The sequence below is a fragment of the Rhodococcus sp. NyZ502 genome (assembly GCF_041464245.1).
Lineage (GTDB): Bacteria > Actinomycetota > Actinomycetes > Mycobacteriales > Mycobacteriaceae > Rhodococcus_F > Rhodococcus_F qingshengii.
In genome coordinates, this window is the sequence record NZ_CP167155.1 from 6,085,174 (window position 1) to 6,105,922 (window position 20,749).

The following is a 20,749-nucleotide window of genomic DNA, read 5'->3' on the forward strand; positions in this document are numbered from 1 at the left end:
TGATTCAGAACAGGAAACCGTAGATCTCATGACCGTTCGCGTCGGATACTTCCCACACAACAATTCGCTGTTCGTACTGCGCCACACCGGAATCCTCGAACGCCGTCTCCCCGATGTCGAGTGGGTGGACCTGCGTGAGCTTCCCGCCAAGCCTGCAGTGAACCCGGAAAACGCCTTGCCGACCCTGCACTCGGACTGGCTGTTCGAGGAGGGCGGATACGACGTGATCGGAACCGGATTCACGCCGCCCGTCACCGGATTGGCCCAGGGCCGCGATCTCGTCTACATCGGAATCTCCGGCCCCCGCGTGGAGAACGGGCGCCTGGTAGTCAAGGCAGAGTCCGAGATCAACACGGTTGAGGACCTGCGTGGCAAGCGCGTCGGCATCGCGCACGGATCGTGGCAGACCACACTTTTGTTGTTCGCCTTGGATCAGGCGGGGCTGACCTGGTCCGACATCGTCCCTGTCGACACCGACGTACGCGGTGGTGGAGCGGACCTCGTCGACGGCACCATCGATGCCTGGGTTGGCGCGTACCCGGGGCTGACGGACATCGAAGCGAACCACGAACTGCGCACGCTGATCGCCACCGACGGACTCTTCAGCCACCCCTCACTGTGGTTCACCCGGCGCGATTTCGCGGATACCAACCCGGAGGCCCTCCAGGCGATCATCGAGGCCCTGCAGGAATCCGACGCCTGGATCGAAGCCAACCCCCGCGAAGCCGCCCAGGTCTTCGTCGACGACGTCGAGAAGCGTGGCGGGTCCGCGAGCCTCGATGCCTGGGAAGCTGCACTGCGCGGACGTCCTTTCGGTGTCAACCCTGTCACCGACGAGTTCCTGGACGAGCAGCAGCGCGCGGCCGATCTCCTGCTGAGCAACGGACTACTGCCGAAAGCGGTCACCGTCCGCGAAGCAGTCGTGCCGTGGATCAGCGAGTTCGTCGGTTCGGATCGTTCGTCGATCTGAGGACCCACTCCTGACAGATCCGCTTCACACGTGACAGATACCGAACGGTCTGCCATTGTGAAGGAATGCGGCGGCGCGTGGGTGAGAGTTGGTCCACGCGACCAGTCTCAGGGGTAACCCCTGGGTCGGCCAGAAGAATTGGATACTGCGTCCACCGGCGTTCGGCACGCTCCGCGTGCTTGCCGCCGCACCGGACAAAGGATTTGGTCACCCCGCCCCGTCGCATCCCGGAGTCGAATCATGCGTGACTTCGAGCTCGATCCCGAGTTGGCGCGTCGTCTGGCCGTTGCGGCCGCTGACGCTCCGTGGACCCTCAGCGGCCTCGAGGAGGCATTCGGAACCGTCTTCGGCGTTTCCCCGACGCTCCTGGCCGTGCGCGTTCTCGACCTCACGCCCGCTCCACCGTTCGAACCGCAGACTCTGTATCGATTGCTTCGCGAACTACCTCGCCTGCGGCCTGTTCCTCTCTCACTGGACACCAATGAAACCTCGGTGTGGCGGTTCGACGTTCCCCGCTACAACACCAGTGTGGACCTGGCTCGTTCACTGGATCTGACGATCTCCGAACTCGAGTGGTTCGCCGACCGAGGGGAATGGCTCCGCACGAAACCCCGACCGCTACGCCACTACCGGCCGATGCAGATCAGCAAGAAGGCCGGCGCTCGCCTCCTCGAGGTACCGAAACCCCGATTGCGCGAAATTCAGCGGAAGATCCTGCGCCGCATCCTCGACCTGGTGCCCCCGCACGACGCGGCACACGGATTTGTCCGTGGTCGAAGCCCTCTGACTTTTGCAGCGCCGCACGCACAGTCGGAAATCGTGATCGGCGCGGACCTCGCGCAGTTCTTCCCTTCGATCAGCGGCAGCCGCGTTCATGCCGTCTTCGCCGCCCTCGGCTATCCACCCGCAGTGGCAGGCGTTCTCACCGGATTGTGCACTGTTGCAACGCCTGCCGATACCCTGCGCGGCCTACCGTATGCACAGGCATCACAGCTACGCACCGCGCATCTTCCGCAAGGCGCACCCACTTCTCCTGCACTGGCGAATCTCGTCGCACGCAAACTCGACATCCGCTTGAGTGGACTCGCACAAGCGAACTGGCTCACCTACACCCGATACGCCGACGACCTCGCGTTCTCCGGAATCGAAGTAGTCGACGTCGGCACCCTCCTCTGGACGGTCGAGCAGATCGCCAGAGACGAAGGGTTTGCCATCCATCCACGAAAGACCAAGGTGATGCGCCCTCATCGACGCCAACACCTCACCGGGTTGGTGATCAACGACCAACCCTCGTATCCGCGCGACGACTACGATCGCTTGCGCGCCCTGCTGCACAATGCCGCCAGTACTTCTGCGCAGGAACAGAATCGGGATGGCGTGGAGAACTTCCGCGCCCACATCTACGGCCGGATCGCGCACATCGGCGAAACCAGCACTACACGCCGACGCACATTGCTGCGCCTGGCTGAACGTGTGGATTGGGACGGTTAGTGCCCGCGAGCAGTCAGACCCGCGGGGTGTAGGCCATGCATTCGACTTCCATGTGCGCACCCAGCGCCAGTCCGTCTGTTCCGAACGCACTGCGGGCCGGCAGTCTCGACGCCGGGAAGTACTCGAGGTAGACCTTGTTGAACTCCTGCCAACGTGACATGTCGTCGAGCATGACAGTGCATTTGAAGATCGCTTCGACACCGGAACCGTAGGCGATCAGCGAAGCCACGATATTCTCCATCGTCTGGCGAGCCTGCGCTTCGAAGCCGTCTGCCAAGGTCCCGTCGGGAAGCATGCCGATCTGACCCGACAGATACAGAACGTCTCCGACGCGCACTCCGGTGGAGAACGGCGTATCGAAAGCGGGTGGGATGAACTCGACGGTCTGAGATGAATCCATTAGATCTCCTCGGAGTTGGAATATGCGTGACGAGTTGGCGTTTCAGTGCACTGGGCGCGCACGAACATCGGCCAGGAAGTGCGCCACCAACTCGTTCCACGCGTGTGGGTCCTCGAAGTAGGGGGAGTGGCCGCGGTCGGCAAGCTCGACCACTTCGGCGTGAGGCAGGAACTCGGCGGCGCCGCGAATCCGCTCGGGTGTCATCAAATCGTCCAGCTCACCTGCGATCAGGAGAACCGGCGCAGCCACCGCCGCGAGTTCGGCCACCGAATAGTTGTGGGCCTTGAGAATTCGGAAGAACTCGGTGTCAGGTGGGCGATGGCCGAAGGTGCCGAGAGCTTGGTACAGGTATGCCCTCGCCATGTCCAAGCTCGGCAACCGTCCGCCCACAGCGGGATGCTCCCCCAGGGGCCGCGCGGTGACGGGTGCTGCGGTGAGGGGAGGTGCGCTGTCCGGACCGAATCCGACGGGAATGCCGCCGGTCGTGCAGGCCAGGACTACCGACTCCACCCGGTCCGGAACAGCGATCGCGGTCCCCAATGCGGCCCAACCGCCCATCGACTGGCCGACCACGTGCGCTCGATCAACCGCCAACAGGTCCATGATTTCGATCAGATCAGAGACTGCCGCTACCGGGCCGTGGTTGCCGTTCTCGTTGGTAGAGCGGCCGAATCCTCGCTGATCCCAGCTGATCACCCGATAGTGCTGAGCGAAGTAGGGCACCTGCTGGTACCAGACGGCCGCATTTCCGCCGAGACCGTGCGTGAGAATCAGATCCGGGCCCTCGCCGGCAGTCTCGTACCAGACCCGTTCGCCGTCTGCGACGGTGATGAAGCCCTCGGTCCGTGAAATCATCCTTATTCTCCTGTGTCGGACGGGCGCTTGCCCGAAGTGTGGTCAGTGAGGAGTTGCTGCACTTCATCGGTGGCCCGCAGCAGGTGTTCTTCGACCATTCGCGTCGTCTTCGCATCGAAGTCGGTATCGAAACCGATCACCGTCAACGCACAGAGCGGAGACCCCTTGCGGGAAGACACTGCACGCGAGACCGAACCGATGATGTCCTGAGATCGTTTGTGGACAACGGCGAATCCGGTTTTCTGCGTCTCGGCGATGTCGGCGAGAAAGCCGGTGGGTCCTTCCAGCGGATAGCCGCTCTTCTCCACCATCGCCAGGTAGGGCGCCCGGGTGTTGTCCTCGAGTGCCGCCACCAACGCGAGCGGACCCGCGAACCGGTGCGGCGGAAGCAGATCCCCGAGCATCCGAGTGATCATCTTGAGTCTCTCGGGACGCAGCGCCGCGATGATCCGCGTCCCGCCGCTCTCGAGAACCTGCAGATTCACCATCATGTCCGTGCTCTCGGACAGCACCCGCATGGTCGGATCGCACAAGGCCGCCAACGAATGCGCTGCCGCTTCGTGGGAAACCTGCAGTGCAGCCGGGCCGGGGAGATAGCGACCGTCGTAGCGGAAGACCCAACCACGGTTCGCGAGTTCTCCGAGCACTCGGTGCGCAGTCGGGCGGAGCATCCCGACTTCTTCTGCCAGTTCGCTGAGCTTCATCGGCGTGGTCGAGCGCGCGATGGCCTCGAGTAGATCCAACGCTTTGTCGACGGCGGACGCAGAACCCTTCGTCATCCGATCCCCTCCCGGTGCCGTGGATGTACCCGGCGATCCGAAATCTCGTGTTCTTGGAAAACCCTTGGCATTCGTCTTAGAAATTACTATAGTCACAACAATCGTTCCGGCGTACGGAATTCTTTGAGCTTCTTCACCTTCCCACCGGATTACCGGCAAGGAAGTCATATCTTTCCCAGCGAGAGGTTTTCGGACATGACGGTTGGACTTACCCTTCGGTCGACACCACGGTTCAGAGTTGTTGCCCTAGCCGCGGTCGCGACCGCGGCATTGGCACTGACAGGCTGTTCGAGCGACGCCACGGCCTCCGACGACGGGGGCACCCAGACCACCACGATTCGAATCGCACCTCAGCCGATCGCGGACTTCGCACCGATTTGGCTCGGCATGGAGCAGGGGTACTTCACCGATGAGGGACTCGACATCCAACTCGTGGAGGGCGGCGCTAGTTCCTCGGCTCAAATTCCGTTGTTGCTCAGCGGAAATGCAGATATGGCAGCCACGACCGCCGCTGCCGCAATTCAGGCACGGAGCCAGAACATGCCCGTCACCATTGTCGGCGGGCTCACGAATTTTGCCGCAAATGACAGCGTCGACCAGTCCGGTCTCGTGGTCGCCAAGGACAGTTCCATCAGCGGCTTCCGTGACCTCGAAGGCAAGACCGTCGCGATCAGCGGTTTGAAGTCCGTCAGCGAAGCAGTCATCTCTGCCGCGGTGGAGAAATCCGGCGGAGCAGCGAACAAGGTCTCGTTCATTCAGGCGCCCATGCCCAACCTCGGCGACCTGGTTTCCACCGGCGGGGCCGACGCGGCGTTCCTCATCGATCCGTTCCTGAGTAAAGCAACCGACTCGGGGCTGAAGATCCTCGGCCACCCCTTCCCCTTGGCCGCGCCCGGTGTGCCAGGGACCTCGCTGGTCGCTTCGGAATCGTTTGTCAATGCGAACCCTGACTCACTCGCGAAATTCCGTACCGCGCTTGCCAAATCAGTTGACTACGCCAATCAGAATCCGGGCGCGGTCAAGGCTGCACTCTCGACACAAGCCAAGATTCCGCTAGAAATGCTGGCCAACAGCAAGAATCCTCAGTTCGTCGCAGTAGTGGAACCGGGTGCTCTCGGCACGGAGATCGAACTGCTGGTCAAGTACGGGGTACTGACGGATTCGGTCGAGGCCGAATCCCTGCTGACCCCGGCCAACTGAGTTGTCCGCCTTGACAACCCTGCAGACTCGCCGCAGGCAGGTTCTGCTCGGTCGGCTGCTGACGCTCTTCGCGTTGGCAGCCGCCTGGCAGATCTTCGGAATGCTCGGCGACGAGGACGTCCAAGGTATTCCGAAGTTCAGCGACGTGGCAGTGGCCTTTGTGAACGAACTCGGCACGTCCTCGTTGTGGACATCACTGGGACAAACGGTGACCACCACGGCGATCGGATTGGCACTGTGCCTGGTGATCGGAATCCCGGCAGGGCTGCTGCTCGCCGCGCACCCGTTCCTGACGGTCTCCTCCCGCTTCGTCATCGACTTCTGCCGAACCGTTCCGCCGCTCGCAATCATTCCGCTCTTTCTGCTGATCATGGGCCCGACGCAACGGATGGCGGTGGCACTGATCGTGGCAGTAAGTGTGTGGCCGATTCTGCTCCAGACGATTCACGGTGTGCGCAACGTCGACCCGGAACTGCTGGCCACCGCACGATCCTTCCGACTTCCACTGTGGCGCAGGCTCGCTCTCGTCGTCGCACCGGCATCGATGCCCTACATCTTCACCGGGATTCGCATCTCGGCAACACTGAGCTTGCTGCTGACCATCGGTGCAGAATTGATCGCCGGCGTGCCGGGACTCGGTAAGGAGATCCTGCTGAGCCAATCCGTCCCCGATCGAATGTTCGCACTGATCATCGTCGCCGGACTACTCGGAATGCTGCTCGCCTTCGCCGTGATGGCGATCGAGAATCGTTTACTTGCCTGGCATTACATCCCGAGGAGGATGACGACGTGAAGATGATGTCAGGACTTCGACTCCTCGCGTGGGAGTTGTGGCTGCCGATCTTGATCGTCGTCGTATGGTACTTCGGTTCGGAGTCGAGCAAGTCGCCTTACTTCCCGCCGCTGTCGCGTATCTGGAAAGCGTTTGTGGACAACTGGTTCGGTCCGGGATTCGCCCACGATGTCGTACCGAGCTTGACCAACCTTGCCTTCGGTCTCGCCGTGGCACTGGTGGTCGGCGTCGGTGCCGGTCTCCTGCTGGCACTGTTCCCGCTGGCTGCCGACATTGCCGATCCGTTTCTCCAGTTCTTCCGCGCTATTCCGGCGCTGGCCGTATTACCCGCTCTTTTCATCGTTTTCGGAACCGGTTCGACGGGTAACGTTGCCGCCATCGCCTTCGGCGCGGTCTGGCCGATACTCCTCAACACCCTCGACGGCATTCGCTCCATCGACCCGAGTATCCGATTGGTGGCGCGCAGCTACCGGATCCGTACACCCCTCCTGGTGACGCAGGTACTCCTCCCCGGAGCGATGCCGCAGATAACAGTCGGTATCCGCACCAGTCTCGCGATCGGTGTCGTCATCATGGTCGGAAGCGAAATGTACGTCTCCACTGCAGGAATCGGTCACTTCGTGATCGTCGCGCAACAGACCTTCGCGATCGCCGACATGTGGTCCGGAATTCTCCTGCTGGGAATCATCGGATACGTGCTCAACCTCGGATACGGCGTGATCGAACGATGGTTGCTCAGATGGCAGCCGCGGACCCACGACGCTCTCGCAGTGAAAGGAAACTGATGTCATCCACAGAATCTGCGGCATCGATACCCGCAGTCGAACTGAACGGCCTCGGGGTGACCTACGGCGGTCCCACCGGCCGCGAAGTGCTCCGCGGCATCGATCTGTCCATTGCACCCGGAGAAATCGTCTGCATCGTCGGCCATTCCGGCATCGGCAAGAGCACGCTGATTCGTTGCATCGCCGGTCTGCAGAAGCCGACCACCGGTGAGGTCCGCATCGCCGGGATCGCGATCGATGCACCGCCGGCCACGCTGGCTCTCGTGTCACAGGACTACGGACGCACACTGATGCCGTGGCTTCGAGTGGGCGAGAACGTTCGCCTGCCGCTACGGGGCAACGGTCTGGCGCGGAAGGTTCAGAACGAGAGGGTTAGCGATGCACTTGCCGTTGTCGGTCTAGGCGGTGCTGCGCGTTCCTACCCCTGGCAGTTGTCCGGCGGAATGCAGCAGAGAGTGGCGATAGCTCGCGCTCTCGCCTATCGGCCGCAGGTACTCCTCATGGACGAACCCTTCGCGTCGGTCGATGCGCAGACCCGCGCGGAACTCGAAGACCTACTGCTGACGCTTCAGCGTGATCTTGGCATCACCGTCCTCCTCGTCACCCACGACGTCGACGAATCGGTGTACCTGTCCGATCGAGTGGTCGTCCTCGGCGGAACTCCGGCATTGATGCAGGACATCGTCGACGTCCCGTTGACCGGAGCTCGAGATCAACTGACCACCAAGGCAGACCCACTGTTCATCGAGTGCCGTACCAGGGTCCTGTCCGCGATCCAGCAGTCGAAGGTGGTGGCGCCCGTGCCGTAAGCGCCTCGCCTAGGCTGGCTCCGTGATCCTTCTCCTCATCGGCCTCGCGCTGCTCGGATTCTGCGGCTACCGGTTCAGGCAGGATCGACGGAGGCTGAGCAACGGCGTCTATCTACTTCTCGGACTGATCTTCACCGGTCTGTGGATGTTGCAGTCGGGTGCGCCGGGAACCGAGGTCCCGTCGTTCGTCATCGCGACGATCGCTCTGCTCTCGCCGTTGCTGGTGCTCATGCTTGCAGGATTCCTGATCGTCAACGGAGTCACGATGCTGCGGCGCGAGGGATTCAGCGTCGCGAATCTGCTCTCACTCGTCGCCGGACTCGGCCTGCTCGTTCCCTACGTGTTGCTCGCATCAGCGCTGCTGACGCAGAGATATTGGCTCGCAGTCGTTCTCGGATCGTTCAGCCTGGTCGCGTCGTACCTGGGGTTTCTGTTCACGAGCTTTCTGCTCTACTCCTACGTCTACGGACGCCAGAAGTACCAGCCCGGAATGGACGCGATAGTGGTTCACGGCGCCGGGCTTTCGGGCGCCGACGTGACGCCCCTGCTTGCCAGCCGTCTGGACAAGGCGGCCGACGTCTTTCGCGCCGAGGTCCGCGAAGGACGTTCACCACTGTTGGTCGTGAGCGGCGGGAAGGGTTCGGACGAGGTGGTCAGCGAGGCGGAGGCAATGTGCGTCTACCTCGTCGATCACGGGATACCGCGCGAGAGCGTGATTCTCGAGGACCGCTCGACCACCACGCTCGAGAACCTCGAGTACACCAGGGACCTTCTCCGTGCCAACACCACGAAGCCTCGAATGGTGCTGGTCACCAGCAACTTCCACATCCTCCGAACTGCGACGTTTGCCCGAAGCCTCGATCTGGATGCGGAAGTCATCGGTTCCCACACCGCCCGGTACTACCTGCCGAGCGCCATTCTGCGCGAGTTCGCCGCCGTCACGGTGGAGCACAAGTGGCTCAACGGAACGGTCTGCCTGATCCTGGCCGCCCTGCCCCCACTGGTGGTCTGGGCGGCAGGAGGCATTTCGTAGCCGGATTCAGCGAATCAGGCTCTCGACGGCCATCGGTCGGCGACCCAGAAGCAGTTCGACGGCCGCGCTGCCGGCAAGAAAATCGTGGTGGTTGTAGAACTCGAACATCGCCGCCAGACGCGAGCTGGCGTTGACGTCAAGGCTGCTGCCGATCTGTTCGCGCCATTGATCCACGCTGATCTGATCTATCGCGACGGTCCGTGACGTCTGCTTTTCCACCATCTGTGCCACCTCCATGACGCTCAGAGCTTGCGGGCCGCCCACCTCGTACGTCGCTCCGTGATGTTCACCCGAGCCCTCGCTCAGTACGACCGCGGCAACAGCCGCCACGTCCGCCAGACTCACGAACGAGAACTTCGTTTCCGCGCTGTACGGCAGGACGATGGTGTCAGATCGGCCCGTGAGTACCGCCTCGAAATTCTGCGCGTACGCACACGGTTGCAGCACAGTCCATTTCAAGGGTGAACGATGCAGTTCGTCCTCACACCTGGCTTTGTCCAGGTGATGCGGCATGGACGGGCTGAACGGCCACGCGACGGAGTGATAGACAAAGTGCTCCACTCCCGCCGATGCCGCTGCCGTCAGCGCATTGCGAAGCAGTGCGGGCTCGTCGGGATGGACGTTCGGGGCAATGAAGTACACGCCTCGGCACCCGGCGAGCGCCTTGCGCAGTCCGCTTCCGGTTTCCAGTTCTACCTCGAAGTCCCCGTCGACACGCGCCTTTCGCACCAGTCGCCGAACTGTCACGCTCGGCGGCAGTGCTGCGACGACGGCCTCACCGGTCTTACCCGCGGCGCCGATCACCGCGATGTCGGCGCCGCGAGCAATTCCGTTCTCCATGAGAGTTTTCCGTCCTAGACGTAGTCGTAGACCGCTGAGGTGGCGCCACCCGAAAGCTGCGCGTAGCCCGGACCCCGATCGAAGAAGGGCTCGTTCTCACCGCGTTCCGAGCGCAACTGATCCCGTAGCTCCGTGGTAGCAGCCTCGTCGACGGTCGGCTCGTCACCCTCGATCACAACGACAACGCCGTAGTCGTCGCGTGCACCCTCTACGGAAACCTTGCGCCACTGAATGTCTCGCAAGACCTCTTCGGTCGGGCGCTCCAGTGGATCTCCCCAACCGCCACCACCGGTGGTGCGAATCCGTACGACCTCGCCGGCCTTGATCGGCTCGGCATCGGTCAGCGCGTCGAACTCACGCTCGTTCGGTCCACCCGGATCCAGGACGACGGAGAACGGCCGACCGGCCTTGCCGCCCTTGACTCCCCAGCAGGCGAGAATCGAACGGTCCGCGATGGACATGAAGTGAGCATCCTTGAGCATGCGGATGTGCTTCTCGTATCCCAAGCCGCCGCGGTAACGTCCGGCTCCGCCCGAATCCATGGCCAGACCGAGCTTTTCGACGATGAAGGGAAAACGGCTCTCGGTGAATTCGGTCGGCAGGTTCCGTGAATCGGGAACGACGTGAATCGTGTCCTCGCCGTCGGCGTAGTAGCGTCCGCCGGAACCTCCGCCGAGCACCTCACGCATGAGATACGAGTGACCCTCGAAGTCCTCACCGTACACACCGGTGTACCTGATGGTCTCCTGATCGGCGGGCATGTTGCCGTCCACAGCCTTGGCCACGACGCCGGCCAGCACTCCGAGCAGACGGAGGATGACAAACGTGCGAGCGTTGGTGGGGGCAGGGAAGATCGGGGTGATCAGTGTTCCCTTTTCGGGGAACTTCATCTCGATCAGCGGTACGACGCCCTCGTTGACATCCAGTTCGGCCATGCGCTCCGGGGTGTCCGCGAGGTTACGCAGAATCGGGGCCAACCACTTGATGAGGAAGTTTCCGTCCGCGTAGTCACCACAGTGGTTGATCGGGCCCTTTGCCTGCGGTCCGGTTCCGTTGAAGTCCAGGATGAGTCGCTCGCCGCCCTCGTCCTCCGGCCGCGTCTTCGTGAGCGTGATCCGCTGGATGTGGAGCATCGGTTCGTCGACGCCGTCGTGCTCGGCGTAGTCCTCCCACGTGTACTCACCGACCGGGATCTTGCTGAGGATCTCGCGGCGGTACGTCTCGGTGGTCGCGTCCATCATCGCGTCGAAGCACGACTCGACGGTGTCGACGCCGTAGCGCTCGAACAGTTCGGTGAGTCGGCGCGCACCCATCAGGCACGCCGAGCACTCGGCGTCGAGATCGGCTGCGAGAGCGTCGGGCATGCGGGAGTTACGCGTCATGATGCGCAGCGCCGCCTCGTTGGGAACTCCCTGGTCCCACAGTTTGATCGGCGGAACCATCAGTCCCTCTTCGTACACCGTGGTGGCGCCGGACGGCATGGAGCCGGGGCAGCAACCGCCGATGTCGTCGTGGTGACCGAATGCCTGAACGAACGCAACAACCTTCGGCTCGGCATCGGGAGTGACGCGGGCGAAGACAGGCACCGTGACGCAGAGGTCGGGGAGATGGCCGATGCCACCTTCGGACAGGTAGACGTCGTTGTGGAAGTACACGTCTCCCGGCTTCATCGTCTCGAGTGGGAAGTCCCGGGCGATCGGATGAACCAGTGCGGAATACGAACGGCCCGTGAGCTTGCGGAGGTTCCGGTCGTGAATACCCGCGCGGAAGTCGTGAGCGTCACGGATCATCGGCGAACGCGAGGTGCGCGAAATGGAGGTCTCGACTTCCATTTCCACGCTGGCGAGGTAACCGGCGACGATCTCGACCAGAATCGGATCAGGTGACGCGCCGTCGGTAGCGGTGAGTCGGTACGGCTTGGCCGCGGTGGCAGCAGCAGCATCGAGAATGGCGGTCATCACTTCACTCCGTTCGAGTCGGGAGACTTCGAGATACGAATGTTCCCGAAGGTGTCGATACGTGCCGAGAATCCGGGATGGATCGGGACAGTCGAGCTGAACTCCTCGATCACGGCCGGTCCTTCGATGACGTCACCCGCACCGAGCAGTGTGCGATCGTAGGTGGCCGTTTCGACCCAGCTGTCGAAATACGATTGACGCGAACCGGTTCGAGCGGTGTCGGCGCCGGTGCCGGCCGGGATCTCCTTGAGCGTCGGACGCTTGATCGGGCCGATGCCACTCACGCGCAGGTTGACCCATTCCACGTGCTGCGACGGGTCTCCCCGGAAGTCGTAGCCGTACAGTTCGCGGTGCGCCTGGTGGAACGCCTCGGCCGCGTCGTCCATGGTCTGCGCCGTGACGGTACCTTCCGCCACCGGGACGCGCACCTCGAATGCCTGACCGAGGTAGCGCAGATCCGCAGTACGAGAGTACTTGCGCTGCGTCTCGTCGAAACCCTCTTCGGCAAGCGCAATCTCGGCTTCGCCGGCCAGCGCGTCGAACTGGCTCTGCAGGTCTTCAGCCTTCAACCGGTCGTGACGACTGACATGCGTCTGGACGTAGTCGTTGCGGACATCGACCGTCAGCAGACCGAACGCGGAGACGTTACCCGGATTGAGCGGGACGAGAACGTCTTTCAGACCCAGGATGTCGACGAGACGGCAGGCGAGCAGCGAGCCGGAGCCGCCGAACGTCACGAGGGTGAAGTCGCGAACGTCGAGGCCACGCTTGACGGTGATCTGACGCAGGGCGTTGGCCTGGTTCCACGCCGAGACCTCGAGGACGCCGACCGCGCACTCCTCGAAGCCCAGACTGAGCTGTGTTGCAAGCTCTTCGAGGCCCTTGCGTGCCAATTCCGTGTCGAGAGGAATCTCGCCACCGAGCAGGTGGGGTGGGATGCGACCGAGCAGGACGTGCGCGTCGGTGATGGTCGGTTCGCTGCCGCCCTTGCCGTAGCACAACGGTCCGGGATCGGCGCCGGCCGACTGAGGGCCGACTCGGAGGGTGTGTTCCGGCGTCATCCACGCGATCGACCCACCACCGGCGCCGACGGTCACGACGTCGATCATCGGGATCTTCGACGGGTAGTTGCCCACTCGCCCTTCGGTGGTCAGCGCGGGCTCGCCGCGAACCACGACGGTGACATCCGTCGACGTTCCGCCGCCGTCACAGGTCAACACCTGCTCGACGCCGGCGGCGTCGGCGATCAGCGCAGCACCGAGGGCTCCGGCGGCCGGTCCCGACAGGACTGTCGTAATAGGCTGGTGAACAACCTCTTTGGCCGACAGGACACCGCCGTTGGACTTCATGACGTAGAACGGGATGTCGCGGGGTTCACCGTCGGTGGTCGAGAACTCACGCAGACGATTCGCGATGTTGTTCACGTAGTTGCGGATGTTCGGCTTGACCGCGGCGTCCACGAGTGTGGTGATGGACCGCTCGTATTCGCGGTACTCACGCAGCACCTGGCTCGAGATGCTCACCGTCGCATCGGGGAAAACTTCGAAGAGGATGTCGCGTACGCGCTCCTCGTGCGTCGGATCGGCGTACGAGTGCATGAGGCAGACGCCGATGGTCCGGATCCCGCGGTCCTTGAAGAACTGCGCTGCGCTGCGAACGCTCTCTTCGTCGAGCGGACGAATCTCGCTGCCGTCGAAGGAAAGGCGTCCACCGACGGTGCGTACACGATCGGCGGGGACGATGCGTTCGGGCTTGACCCAGAAGTACGAGTTGCCGTAACCGTCCGGCACCGACTGACGAGCGATCTCGAGAACGTGCTCGTAGCCCTCGGTGGTGATGAAGCCGAGGTTCTCGACCTTGCCTTCGAGCAGCTTGTTCGTCGCTACGGTCGTGCCGTGGCTGACCGCACCGATGGAGTCGCCACTCTCACCGAGCTTGGCGAGTACCTTCTCGATACCGGCGAGAAAGCCCTCGGCGGGGTCCGCCGGGGTGGACGGGGTCTTGGTGGTGACGATGGCGCCGGTTTCGTCGTCCACTGCCACGATGTCGGTGAACGTTCCGCCGGTATCGATACCGACCCGAATCTTCCTGGGTTCCACGCTTCCTCCTGAGATCTTTGGCTCGTCTCGTCTGGTACCGATCGACGGTTGCGGCCTAGCCGGTAAGTGGCTCGTACCTGACGTGTAGAGCTATTCCACAGGTTCGGAAGAGCGGATTCTTTGTCACAATTCGCCGAATCGGGGGACCAAGGTTCGGCGCACGATCACGAGCGGATCTTCGCCGGCGCCTCCATGGGTTACGCGGACGTGAAAAACGCCCCGAACCTGGTCGGTTCGGGGCGTTTCCCTCATCGCAAATCAGCTGTTGACACCTGAGTGAACTACTCGCGACAACCAGAACGCGCCAGGAATCCGCCTATAGCAACACCTGACAAAGCAATGGCTGCGCCGACGACGGCGCTGACCATCACCGTGCGAGCATCTGTGCCGCCCGCTGTCGGTGCAGCGGCCGGAAGAACCGCCGGTGCCGCGACAGCTCCGGAAACTACCGGCGCGCCTTCGACCGCCACTGCCGGTACCGCCGCCGCCACGGCGGCAGTGACCTTCTCGGGAATGCCGTTGGCAATGACGCCGTCGATGCTCTTGAAGAACACCCCGGCCATCTTCTTGGCTACACCGGTGATCATGCGCTGCCCGACGCCGCCGACCATCCCGCCGACCACGGCGTCGGCGTCATACGAAAGCAGCGTGCCACCCTCGTTCTCCGTCAAGGTGACCGTGACGTCCGCCTTCACCGTGCCGGGAGCACCCGCCCCCGAAGCCGTCATGACAAACGAATTGGGCCGATTCTGTTGCGACAGAACAACCTCGCCGTCGTAGACGCCCTTGATCGACGCAACTCCCGCCATGATGGAGAGCTTGTAGTGATTGTCCGTGAGCTGCTCGAGCGACTGCACACCGGGAATGGTCGCGGCCAGTACACGACCGTCCTGGAGCTTGTCGTAGACCTCTTCGCGAGGTGCCGTCAGCTGCGCGGTGCCGGCGATTCTCATGCATTCTCCTCTGATGACGAACCCGCGTGTGCGAGTCGAAGTTCGAACAGTTCGGACGGTGAAATGGGCATGGACGTGATCGAGATTCCTTCGGCGTCCTCGATGGCAGCCGCGATGACGGCGCTGGTGGGGATCACACCGGCCTCACCGGCACCCTTCATTCCGAGTGGGTTGAGTCCCGACGGCGTGACGGTGTGATCCATCTCGAGCGAATCCGGCATCTCGGTGACGAACGGCATCAAGAAGTCCATGTACGACGCGTTGAGCATCTGCCCGTGCTCGTCGTAGACGATCCGCTCGTAGAGTGCGCCGCCGATACCTTGCGCGACGGCGCCCATGACCTGACCTTCGACGATGCGGGGGTTGATCACGTTTCCGCAGTCGTGGATGACAACGTAACGACGGACCGTGATCTCGGCTGTCACGGGATCGGTTTCGACGATCGCCGCGTGCACTCCCGAAGCGAAGGTGGAACTGGGCGGCGAGTAGTAGCCGGTTGCTTCCAGACCGGGCTGCTCACCCTCGGGAATCGGCGGCTTCGACATGTCCGTGTCGGTCTTGGCGAAACCGGTGGCCAGCTTCGACTCACGGTCGAACGCATATCGTAGCGGGTTCGACAGCACGGCAACAACACTCAGCGGTACGGACGTACCCTCCACTCCGGCTTCGGTGCCGATCTTGCACACGTGGCCTTCCCGGAGTTCCAGTTCGGTTTCCGGCAGATCCAGGATTCCGGACGCGATCTTCTTCGCCTTCTCCGCGACCATCTGCGCTGCGACGTGGAAGGCCGAACCTGACATGACCGCACCACGCGAGGCGAAAGTGCCGACGGCATAACCGAACCGGCGGGTATCACCCGTGACGATCTCGACGTCGGAGACCTTGACTCCGAGGTCGTCCGCAACGATCTGGGCGAACGCGGTCTGGTGGCCCTGACCCTGCGTCGTCAGGCCTGTTGCGGCCTTGACCTTTCCGGACGTCTCGACCACGACGTGCGCACCCTCGTAGGGTCCGGGTCCGGTTCCCTCGACGTACGCGCCGATACCGATGCCGACCGACCGACCTTCGGCACGAGCCTTCCTCTGGTACTCGGGAAATCCGTCCCAGTCGATGAGCTTCTTGAGCTTGTCGATGCCCGCCTGGTAGTCGCCCGTGTCGTAGATCAACGGGCGTCCGTCCTGGAACATCAGGCCGAAGTCGTACGGCATGTCCTCGGGGCGAATGAAGTTCGCCTCCCGCACCGCGATCTTGTCCTTGTTCAGGTACTTGGCGATGGCGTCCATGGATCGCTCCATCGCGAACACGGCCTGCGGACGTCCGGCGCCGCGGTACGGGGTCACGATCACGGTGTTGGTGTAAAGCGAATAGGCGTTGACCCGGAACGACTTCGGCTTGTACGGCCCGAGAACCTGCGTCGCGGTGTTGATCATGACGATGATCCCGTACGGCAGGTAAGCGCCGTTGTCATGCCAGAACGTGAAGTCGAACGCCAACAGACGACCCTCGTCGTCGAATCCGATGTCGACCTTCTGGATCTGCCCACGCTCGTGTGCGCTCGAGATGAAGTGCTCACGGCGATCCTCGACCCACTTCACCTCACAGGAGATGCCGGCCTGGCCGAGTCGTCGAGCGGCCCACGTGATCATGACTTCTTCGGGCCACGGGTGAACGATCTTGACGCCGAATCCGCCGCCGACGTCAGGAGCGATGCAGTGAACCTTGTTCAGCGCCATCCCTAATCGCGCGGCGATTGCGGCGCGGGCGGACGTGGACGTCTGGGTGGAGGTCCAGAACGTGAGGGTGTTCTCGTCACCGTCCCAACGTGCGTAGACGCCCTTGCCCTCCATCGGCATGGAAGCCGAACGCTCGATTTCGAGATCCAGCGTCAGTCGGTGCGGCGCGGCGGCCAGTTCGTCATCCAGATCTCCGAACCCGTGCTGCAGGTGAGCGGCGACGTTGTCCGGAACGTCGGCGTGGACGGCGTTGGCGGCGGTGCGAGCGACGTCGATCCCCACTACAGGCTTCAGCGCCTCGTAGGTGACGTCGATCTTCGCGCAAGCGTCCTCGGCGATGTACCGGTTGTCGGCGACCACCATGGCGATGGCTTCTCCGACATGCTTCACCTCGTCCTTCGCGAGGGGATACCCGTTGCGCGGAGCGATGATTCCCGGATGAGGAATGAGCAGTGGCAGGTTCTCCGCCATTTCCGGCGTGTCCGCGAGGAGATCTTCGTAGGTGTAGATGGCATGTACGCCAGGCACTTCCAGCGCCTGATCGATGTCGATGTCGATGATTCGCGCATGGGCGTGCGGCGACCTGACGAATGCCGCGATCAGCGCGTTGTGGCCCAGATCGTCGAGGTATCGCCCCTGACCGCTGAGCAGACGCGTATCTTCCTCGCGCGGAATCGGTTTACCGAAGAACTTGCCGTCGTCGGCAACCGAATGATCGGCCGTCGAATGATCGGAAGCGGGGTGCTTCGCCCCGTTGCGCTTTGCTGGTTTGACCGGAGTACTCATGCCTTACCCGCCCGTCCTCCGACAGGATTCGTTGTTCCCCGCACCTTGCGATCCAACGCCTCCCGAGTGGACGCGTCGTCGATTCCGAGCGGGAACTGCCCGGCCCGTTCACGCTTGATCTCGGCCGCGCGCAGAACCGACGCCCTGATGTTCTGGTACCCCGTACAACGGCAGAGGTTTCCCGCTATCGCGTCGGTAGCTTCCTCCCGCGTGGGGTTGGGGTTCTCCTCGAGAAATGCCGCGATGGTCGTCACGAATCCCGGAGTGCAGAATCCGCACTGCAGACCGTGACAATCCTTGAACGCCTGCTGAACCGGATGCAAAGTGCCGTCCGGCTCGACGAGGCCTTCGACGGTGGTGATCGATCGACCTTCGAGGCTGGCCGCGAGGACGAGACAGGATCGAACAGGCTTTCCGTCGAGCAGCACGGTGCACGCACCACACACGCCGTGTTCACAACCCACGTGCGTGCCCGTCTTACGGAGGTGGTGACGAATGGCATCCGAAGCCAGAGTGCGGGAGGGAAGAACGACGGTGTTCGTCACCTCGTTGAGCGTGAACGTGACAGCTACATGGTGCTCACCGGTGTCTGCTGCCAGCTCGGCAAGTTGATCATCGATGGAGCGATCGTTTTTGGACATTGTCACCACTTTCCTGCCAGTACTGCGTTCTCACTGAGAGCATCCGTTGCCGCCGCGAAGCCGACCCGCGCCGTGAGCGCGGACACCAACTGCGAGCGGTACGCCGCCGTCCCGTGAATGTCTGCCTCGGTATCTATCTGCGCGCGGGCGCATTCCCCGAGGGTGCGCCACCGCGGGTCTCGCTGATCCGTCGCGGACGCCCCCGCCAACACGTTCGTGTAGTCCACGACCTGCCCCAGCTCTCCGGCGGACACGTACGTCATGTGCGCTTCGGCCACCAGACCGTCGACCACACGAATCCGGGCGACGACGCCGACCAGTGCATAGTCACCGTGACGACGCGCGATCTCGTCGATGGCGGTTCCCACGCCGGGTTCGGCGGCGGGCACCGACACCGACACCGCGATCTCGTCTGATTCCAGGCTCGACTCGAGAGGGCCGGCGAAGAGATCCGTCGACGCGATCTCGCGGGTGCCACGCACCGACTGGACGGTCACGCTGCCCCCGAGCAGCGTCAGGACTGCCGGCATCTCCGCCGACGGATCGGCATGGACGATGGAGCCGACGCTCGTCCCGCGGTTACGGATCGTGGGGTGCGCTACCAACTGCAGAGCACGGTTCAGCAGAGGCTGGACTCGACGAGCACCTTCGTCGGCCGCCAGCACCGAGTGCGTGGCCAGGGCCTGGAACCGCACTCCTTCGTCTTCGGACGAGGTCACCGAAGCGAGGTTCGGGATCGATCCGATGTCGACGATGTGGGCGGGCGCGGCGAGGCGCATGGACAGCAGCGGCACAAGCGATTGCCCACCGGCGAGCACCTTCCCCTCGTGAGAGACCTCGGAGAGGATTCGGCACGCGTCCTCGACCGAGGACGGTCGGTGATAAGTCAGCGGCGACGGTTTCATTACTCAATCCTGCCTCTATGAGTCACTTCACGTTTTGTGCAGATGTGACAACGGTCACGGGTCATACCTGGCATACATTCAACTTGGCATCACGTGAGCTGCGCCACGGGCTCTTCGCGTTCGTCATCTGACGCATTCGCCCCCGGCGTTGCGCCCGGCCGCCTCCCGGACTTCGGCCTGTTCAGTTCAGGGTTCCAGGACCCCACGAGCCGGCAGAGGTGGTACATCACGATCAAGACGATGGTGCCGAGCGCGATACCTCCGAGCGAGAACGTGTCACTGAACTTCAGCGCCGTGTCGCCGATACCGATGATCAGACCGGCGGCAATCGGCATCAGATTCAGCGGGTTCCCGAAGTCGACGCCGTTCTCTTTCCAGATCTTGGCGCCGAGCAGACCGATCATGCCGAACAGAACCACAAGAATTCCGCCCAGGACGCCGCCGGGCGTCGCCGCCATGACTGCTCCGAACTTGGGCGAGAAGCCGAGCAGGATCGCGATGAAACCCGCAATCACGTACGCGGCGGTCGAGTACACCCGCGTGGCAGCCATGACACCGATGTTCTCGGCATGCGTCGTCGTAGGGGAGCCGCCTACTGCGCTGGCGATGGCGGTGGCAAAACCGTCACCGGCAATGGCGCGTCCGATGTACGGGTCGAGATCGTCGCCCGTGATCTCGGCGACGGCCTTGACGTGTCCGGCGTTTTCCGCGACCAGTGCGATGACACCGGGAAGCACCAGAACGATGAACGTGAGGCTGAACGAGGGAGCGTGGATACCGACGATCCCGTTGGCTTCGTCCGAGAACGGCGGCAACCCGAACCAGGACGCCGAGTGCACCGAATCCCAGTTGACACGAAAGTGCTCGGTGGGTGCGCCACTACCACTGGCGGACGTGATCGGACCGGAGAGCCGGTCGAGGACCCACGAGAAGATGTAGCCGAAAACCAGCGCGACGAGAATGGCGATACGCCCCAGGAAGCCGCGTAGCGCAACGCTCATCACGATCAGTGCAACCATCACGATCAGTGCCACCCACTGATCCTGCGGCCAGTACAACCCCGCGACCACAGGCGCCAGGTTGAAGCCGATCAACATCACCACAGCGCCGGTGACCACCGGCGGTAGCGCTTTACTGATGACGCCACCGCCGAGAAAGTGGATGGCGATGCCGACGAATCCCAGAACCAACCCCGACACCAGAATCGCACCGGTCACTTCGGCCGTCGTTCCACCTTGGGCACGAATGGCGGCAACGCCACCGACAAAAGCTGCGGATGTTCCGAGGTAGCTGGGGACGTGCCCCTTGACCACCAGCAGGAAAAAGAGCGTACAAAAGCCTGACATCATCACGGCAAGTTGAGGATTGAGGCCCATGATGATCGGGAAGACGAACGTCGCGCCGAACATCGACACGACATGCTGGCCGCCCAACCCGATGGTTCTCGCCCAACTGAGTCGCTCGCCGGGAGCGACCACTTCACCGGCTCCGATGTTCTTTCCGTCTCCGTGCAACGTCCAGATCGGCATGACGAGACCTTTCGCAAAGGAGGAAGGTGTTCGAAATGCTTTGTGCCCCAGCTCACAAACACCGTGTCTGGAGTGAAACGCTAATGCAGGACCGAGATTTGGACGTGATGACAATCTGCCAGAACCCACTCACCGAGATTGGCAACAATGGTGGCAGATGATGCGGGCAGGGGTCATCGTCAGTGTTGGA

18 protein-coding genes are annotated in these 20,749 nt (G+C 62.8%); 7 read left to right on the forward strand and 11 right to left on the reverse strand.

Features of this window, described 5'->3' with window-relative positions:
* Positions 1–28 precede the first annotated feature (28 nt).
* Both ACBG85_RS28240 and ACBG85_RS28245 read left to right on the forward strand, forming a co-directional pair.
* Positions 29–970 carry an ABC transporter substrate-binding protein gene (locus tag ACBG85_RS28240; RefSeq protein ID WP_003946000.1) on the forward strand — a complete coding sequence of 314 codons (942 nt, stop codon included), beginning with the start codon at positions 29–31 and terminating at the stop codon, positions 968–970.
* 240 nt (positions 971–1,210) lie between these two features.
* Positions 1,211–2,461 (forward strand): reverse transcriptase family protein, encoded by a 1,251-nt coding sequence (locus ACBG85_RS28245; RefSeq protein ID WP_372025643.1) that lies wholly within the window; start codon positions 1,211–1,213, stop codon positions 2,459–2,461.
* A 13-nt stretch (positions 2,462–2,474) separates the two neighbouring features.
* Here the strand turns inward: ACBG85_RS28245 and ACBG85_RS28250 are convergent, their stop codons facing one another.
* From ACBG85_RS28250 to ACBG85_RS28260, 3 genes are read right to left on the reverse strand one after another with little or no spacing between them, the layout of a single operon-like run.
* Positions 2,475–2,861, reverse strand: a complete 387-nt coding sequence (locus ACBG85_RS28250; protein ID WP_003946047.1) for a RidA family protein — start codon at positions 2,859–2,861, stop codon at positions 2,475–2,477.
* 42 nt (positions 2,862–2,903) lie between these two features.
* A complete protein-coding gene (locus ACBG85_RS28255; protein ID WP_007735499.1) occupies positions 2,904–3,716 on the reverse strand; it encodes an alpha/beta fold hydrolase in 813 nt (270 codons plus the stop codon).
* Between the two features lie 2 nt (positions 3,717–3,718).
* Entirely contained in the window at positions 3,719–4,495 is a 777-nt protein-coding gene (locus tag ACBG85_RS28260) for an IclR family transcriptional regulator (protein WP_007735498.1), read from the reverse strand.
* Positions 4,496–4,690: 195 nt separating this feature from the next.
* Between ACBG85_RS28260 and ACBG85_RS28265 the strand changes: the two genes are divergently transcribed.
* From ACBG85_RS28265 to ACBG85_RS28285, 5 genes are read left to right on the forward strand one after another with little or no spacing between them, the layout of a single operon-like run.
* On the forward strand, positions 4,691–5,695 hold the full coding sequence (locus ACBG85_RS28265) for an ABC transporter substrate-binding protein (protein ID WP_054781165.1): 1,005 nt from the start codon (positions 4,691–4,693) through the stop codon (positions 5,693–5,695).
* A gap of 10 nt (positions 5,696–5,705) precedes the next feature.
* Complete coding sequence (locus ACBG85_RS28270) at positions 5,706–6,488, forward strand: ABC transporter permease (protein WP_003946012.1); 783 nt, start codon at positions 5,706–5,708, stop codon at positions 6,486–6,488.
* Positions 6,489–6,490: 2 nt separating this feature from the next.
* Positions 6,491–7,273, forward strand: coding sequence for an ABC transporter permease (locus ACBG85_RS28275; RefSeq protein ID WP_218959922.1), 783 nt, complete (start codon positions 6,491–6,493; stop codon positions 7,271–7,273).
* A complete protein-coding gene (locus tag ACBG85_RS28280; RefSeq protein WP_372025646.1) occupies positions 7,273–8,082 on the forward strand; it encodes an ABC transporter ATP-binding protein in 810 nt (269 codons plus the stop codon). Before ACBG85_RS28275 ends, ACBG85_RS28280 begins: the two co-directional genes overlap by 1 nt.
* Before the next feature lie 22 nt (positions 8,083–8,104).
* Positions 8,105–9,115, forward strand: coding sequence for a YdcF family protein (locus ACBG85_RS28285; RefSeq protein WP_050656900.1), 1,011 nt, complete (start codon positions 8,105–8,107; stop codon positions 9,113–9,115).
* Between the two features lie 6 nt (positions 9,116–9,121).
* Here the strand turns inward: ACBG85_RS28285 and ACBG85_RS28290 are convergent, their stop codons facing one another.
* The 8 genes from ACBG85_RS28290 to ACBG85_RS28325 all read right to left on the reverse strand — a co-directional run bounded on the left by ACBG85_RS28290 (position 9,122) and on the right by ACBG85_RS28325 (position 20,559).
* Positions 9,122–9,955 carry an NmrA family NAD(P)-binding protein gene (locus tag ACBG85_RS28290; RefSeq protein WP_003945973.1) on the reverse strand — a complete coding sequence of 278 codons (834 nt, stop codon included), beginning with the start codon at positions 9,953–9,955 and terminating at the stop codon, positions 9,122–9,124.
* A 14-nt stretch (positions 9,956–9,969) separates the two neighbouring features.
* Positions 9,970–11,913, reverse strand: a complete 1,944-nt coding sequence (locus ACBG85_RS28295; protein ID WP_007735492.1) for a hydantoinase B/oxoprolinase family protein — start codon at positions 11,911–11,913, stop codon at positions 9,970–9,972.
* Positions 11,913–14,012: a hydantoinase/oxoprolinase family protein gene (locus ACBG85_RS28300; protein ID WP_372025648.1), complete on the reverse strand. Its 2,100-nt coding sequence runs from the start codon at positions 14,010–14,012 to the stop codon at positions 11,913–11,915. The genes ACBG85_RS28295 and ACBG85_RS28300 overlap by 1 nt, the downstream gene beginning before the upstream one ends.
* Before the next feature lie 281 nt (positions 14,013–14,293).
* Complete coding sequence (locus tag ACBG85_RS28305) at positions 14,294–14,965, reverse strand: carbon monoxide dehydrogenase subunit G (protein WP_007735490.1); 672 nt, start codon at positions 14,963–14,965, stop codon at positions 14,294–14,296.
* Positions 14,962–17,484: an aerobic carbon-monoxide dehydrogenase large subunit gene (gene cutA / locus ACBG85_RS28310; protein WP_065456445.1), complete on the reverse strand. Its 2,523-nt coding sequence runs from the start codon at positions 17,482–17,484 to the stop codon at positions 14,962–14,964. Before cutA ends, ACBG85_RS28305 begins: the two co-directional genes overlap by 4 nt.
* Positions 17,481–18,125, reverse strand: a complete 645-nt coding sequence (locus ACBG85_RS28315) for a (2Fe-2S)-binding protein (RefSeq protein ID WP_003946048.1) — start codon at positions 18,123–18,125, stop codon at positions 17,481–17,483. The genes cutA and ACBG85_RS28315 overlap by 4 nt, the downstream gene beginning before the upstream one ends.
* 2 nt (positions 18,126–18,127) lie before the next feature.
* Complete coding sequence (locus ACBG85_RS28320; RefSeq protein WP_047271858.1) at positions 18,128–19,030, reverse strand: xanthine dehydrogenase family protein subunit M; 903 nt, start codon at positions 19,028–19,030, stop codon at positions 18,128–18,130.
* An 89-nt stretch (positions 19,031–19,119) separates the two neighbouring features.
* Positions 19,120–20,559 carry a uracil-xanthine permease family protein gene (locus tag ACBG85_RS28325; protein WP_003945984.1) on the reverse strand — a complete coding sequence of 480 codons (1,440 nt, stop codon included), beginning with the start codon at positions 20,557–20,559 and terminating at the stop codon, positions 19,120–19,122.
* Positions 20,560–20,749 lie beyond the last annotated feature (190 nt).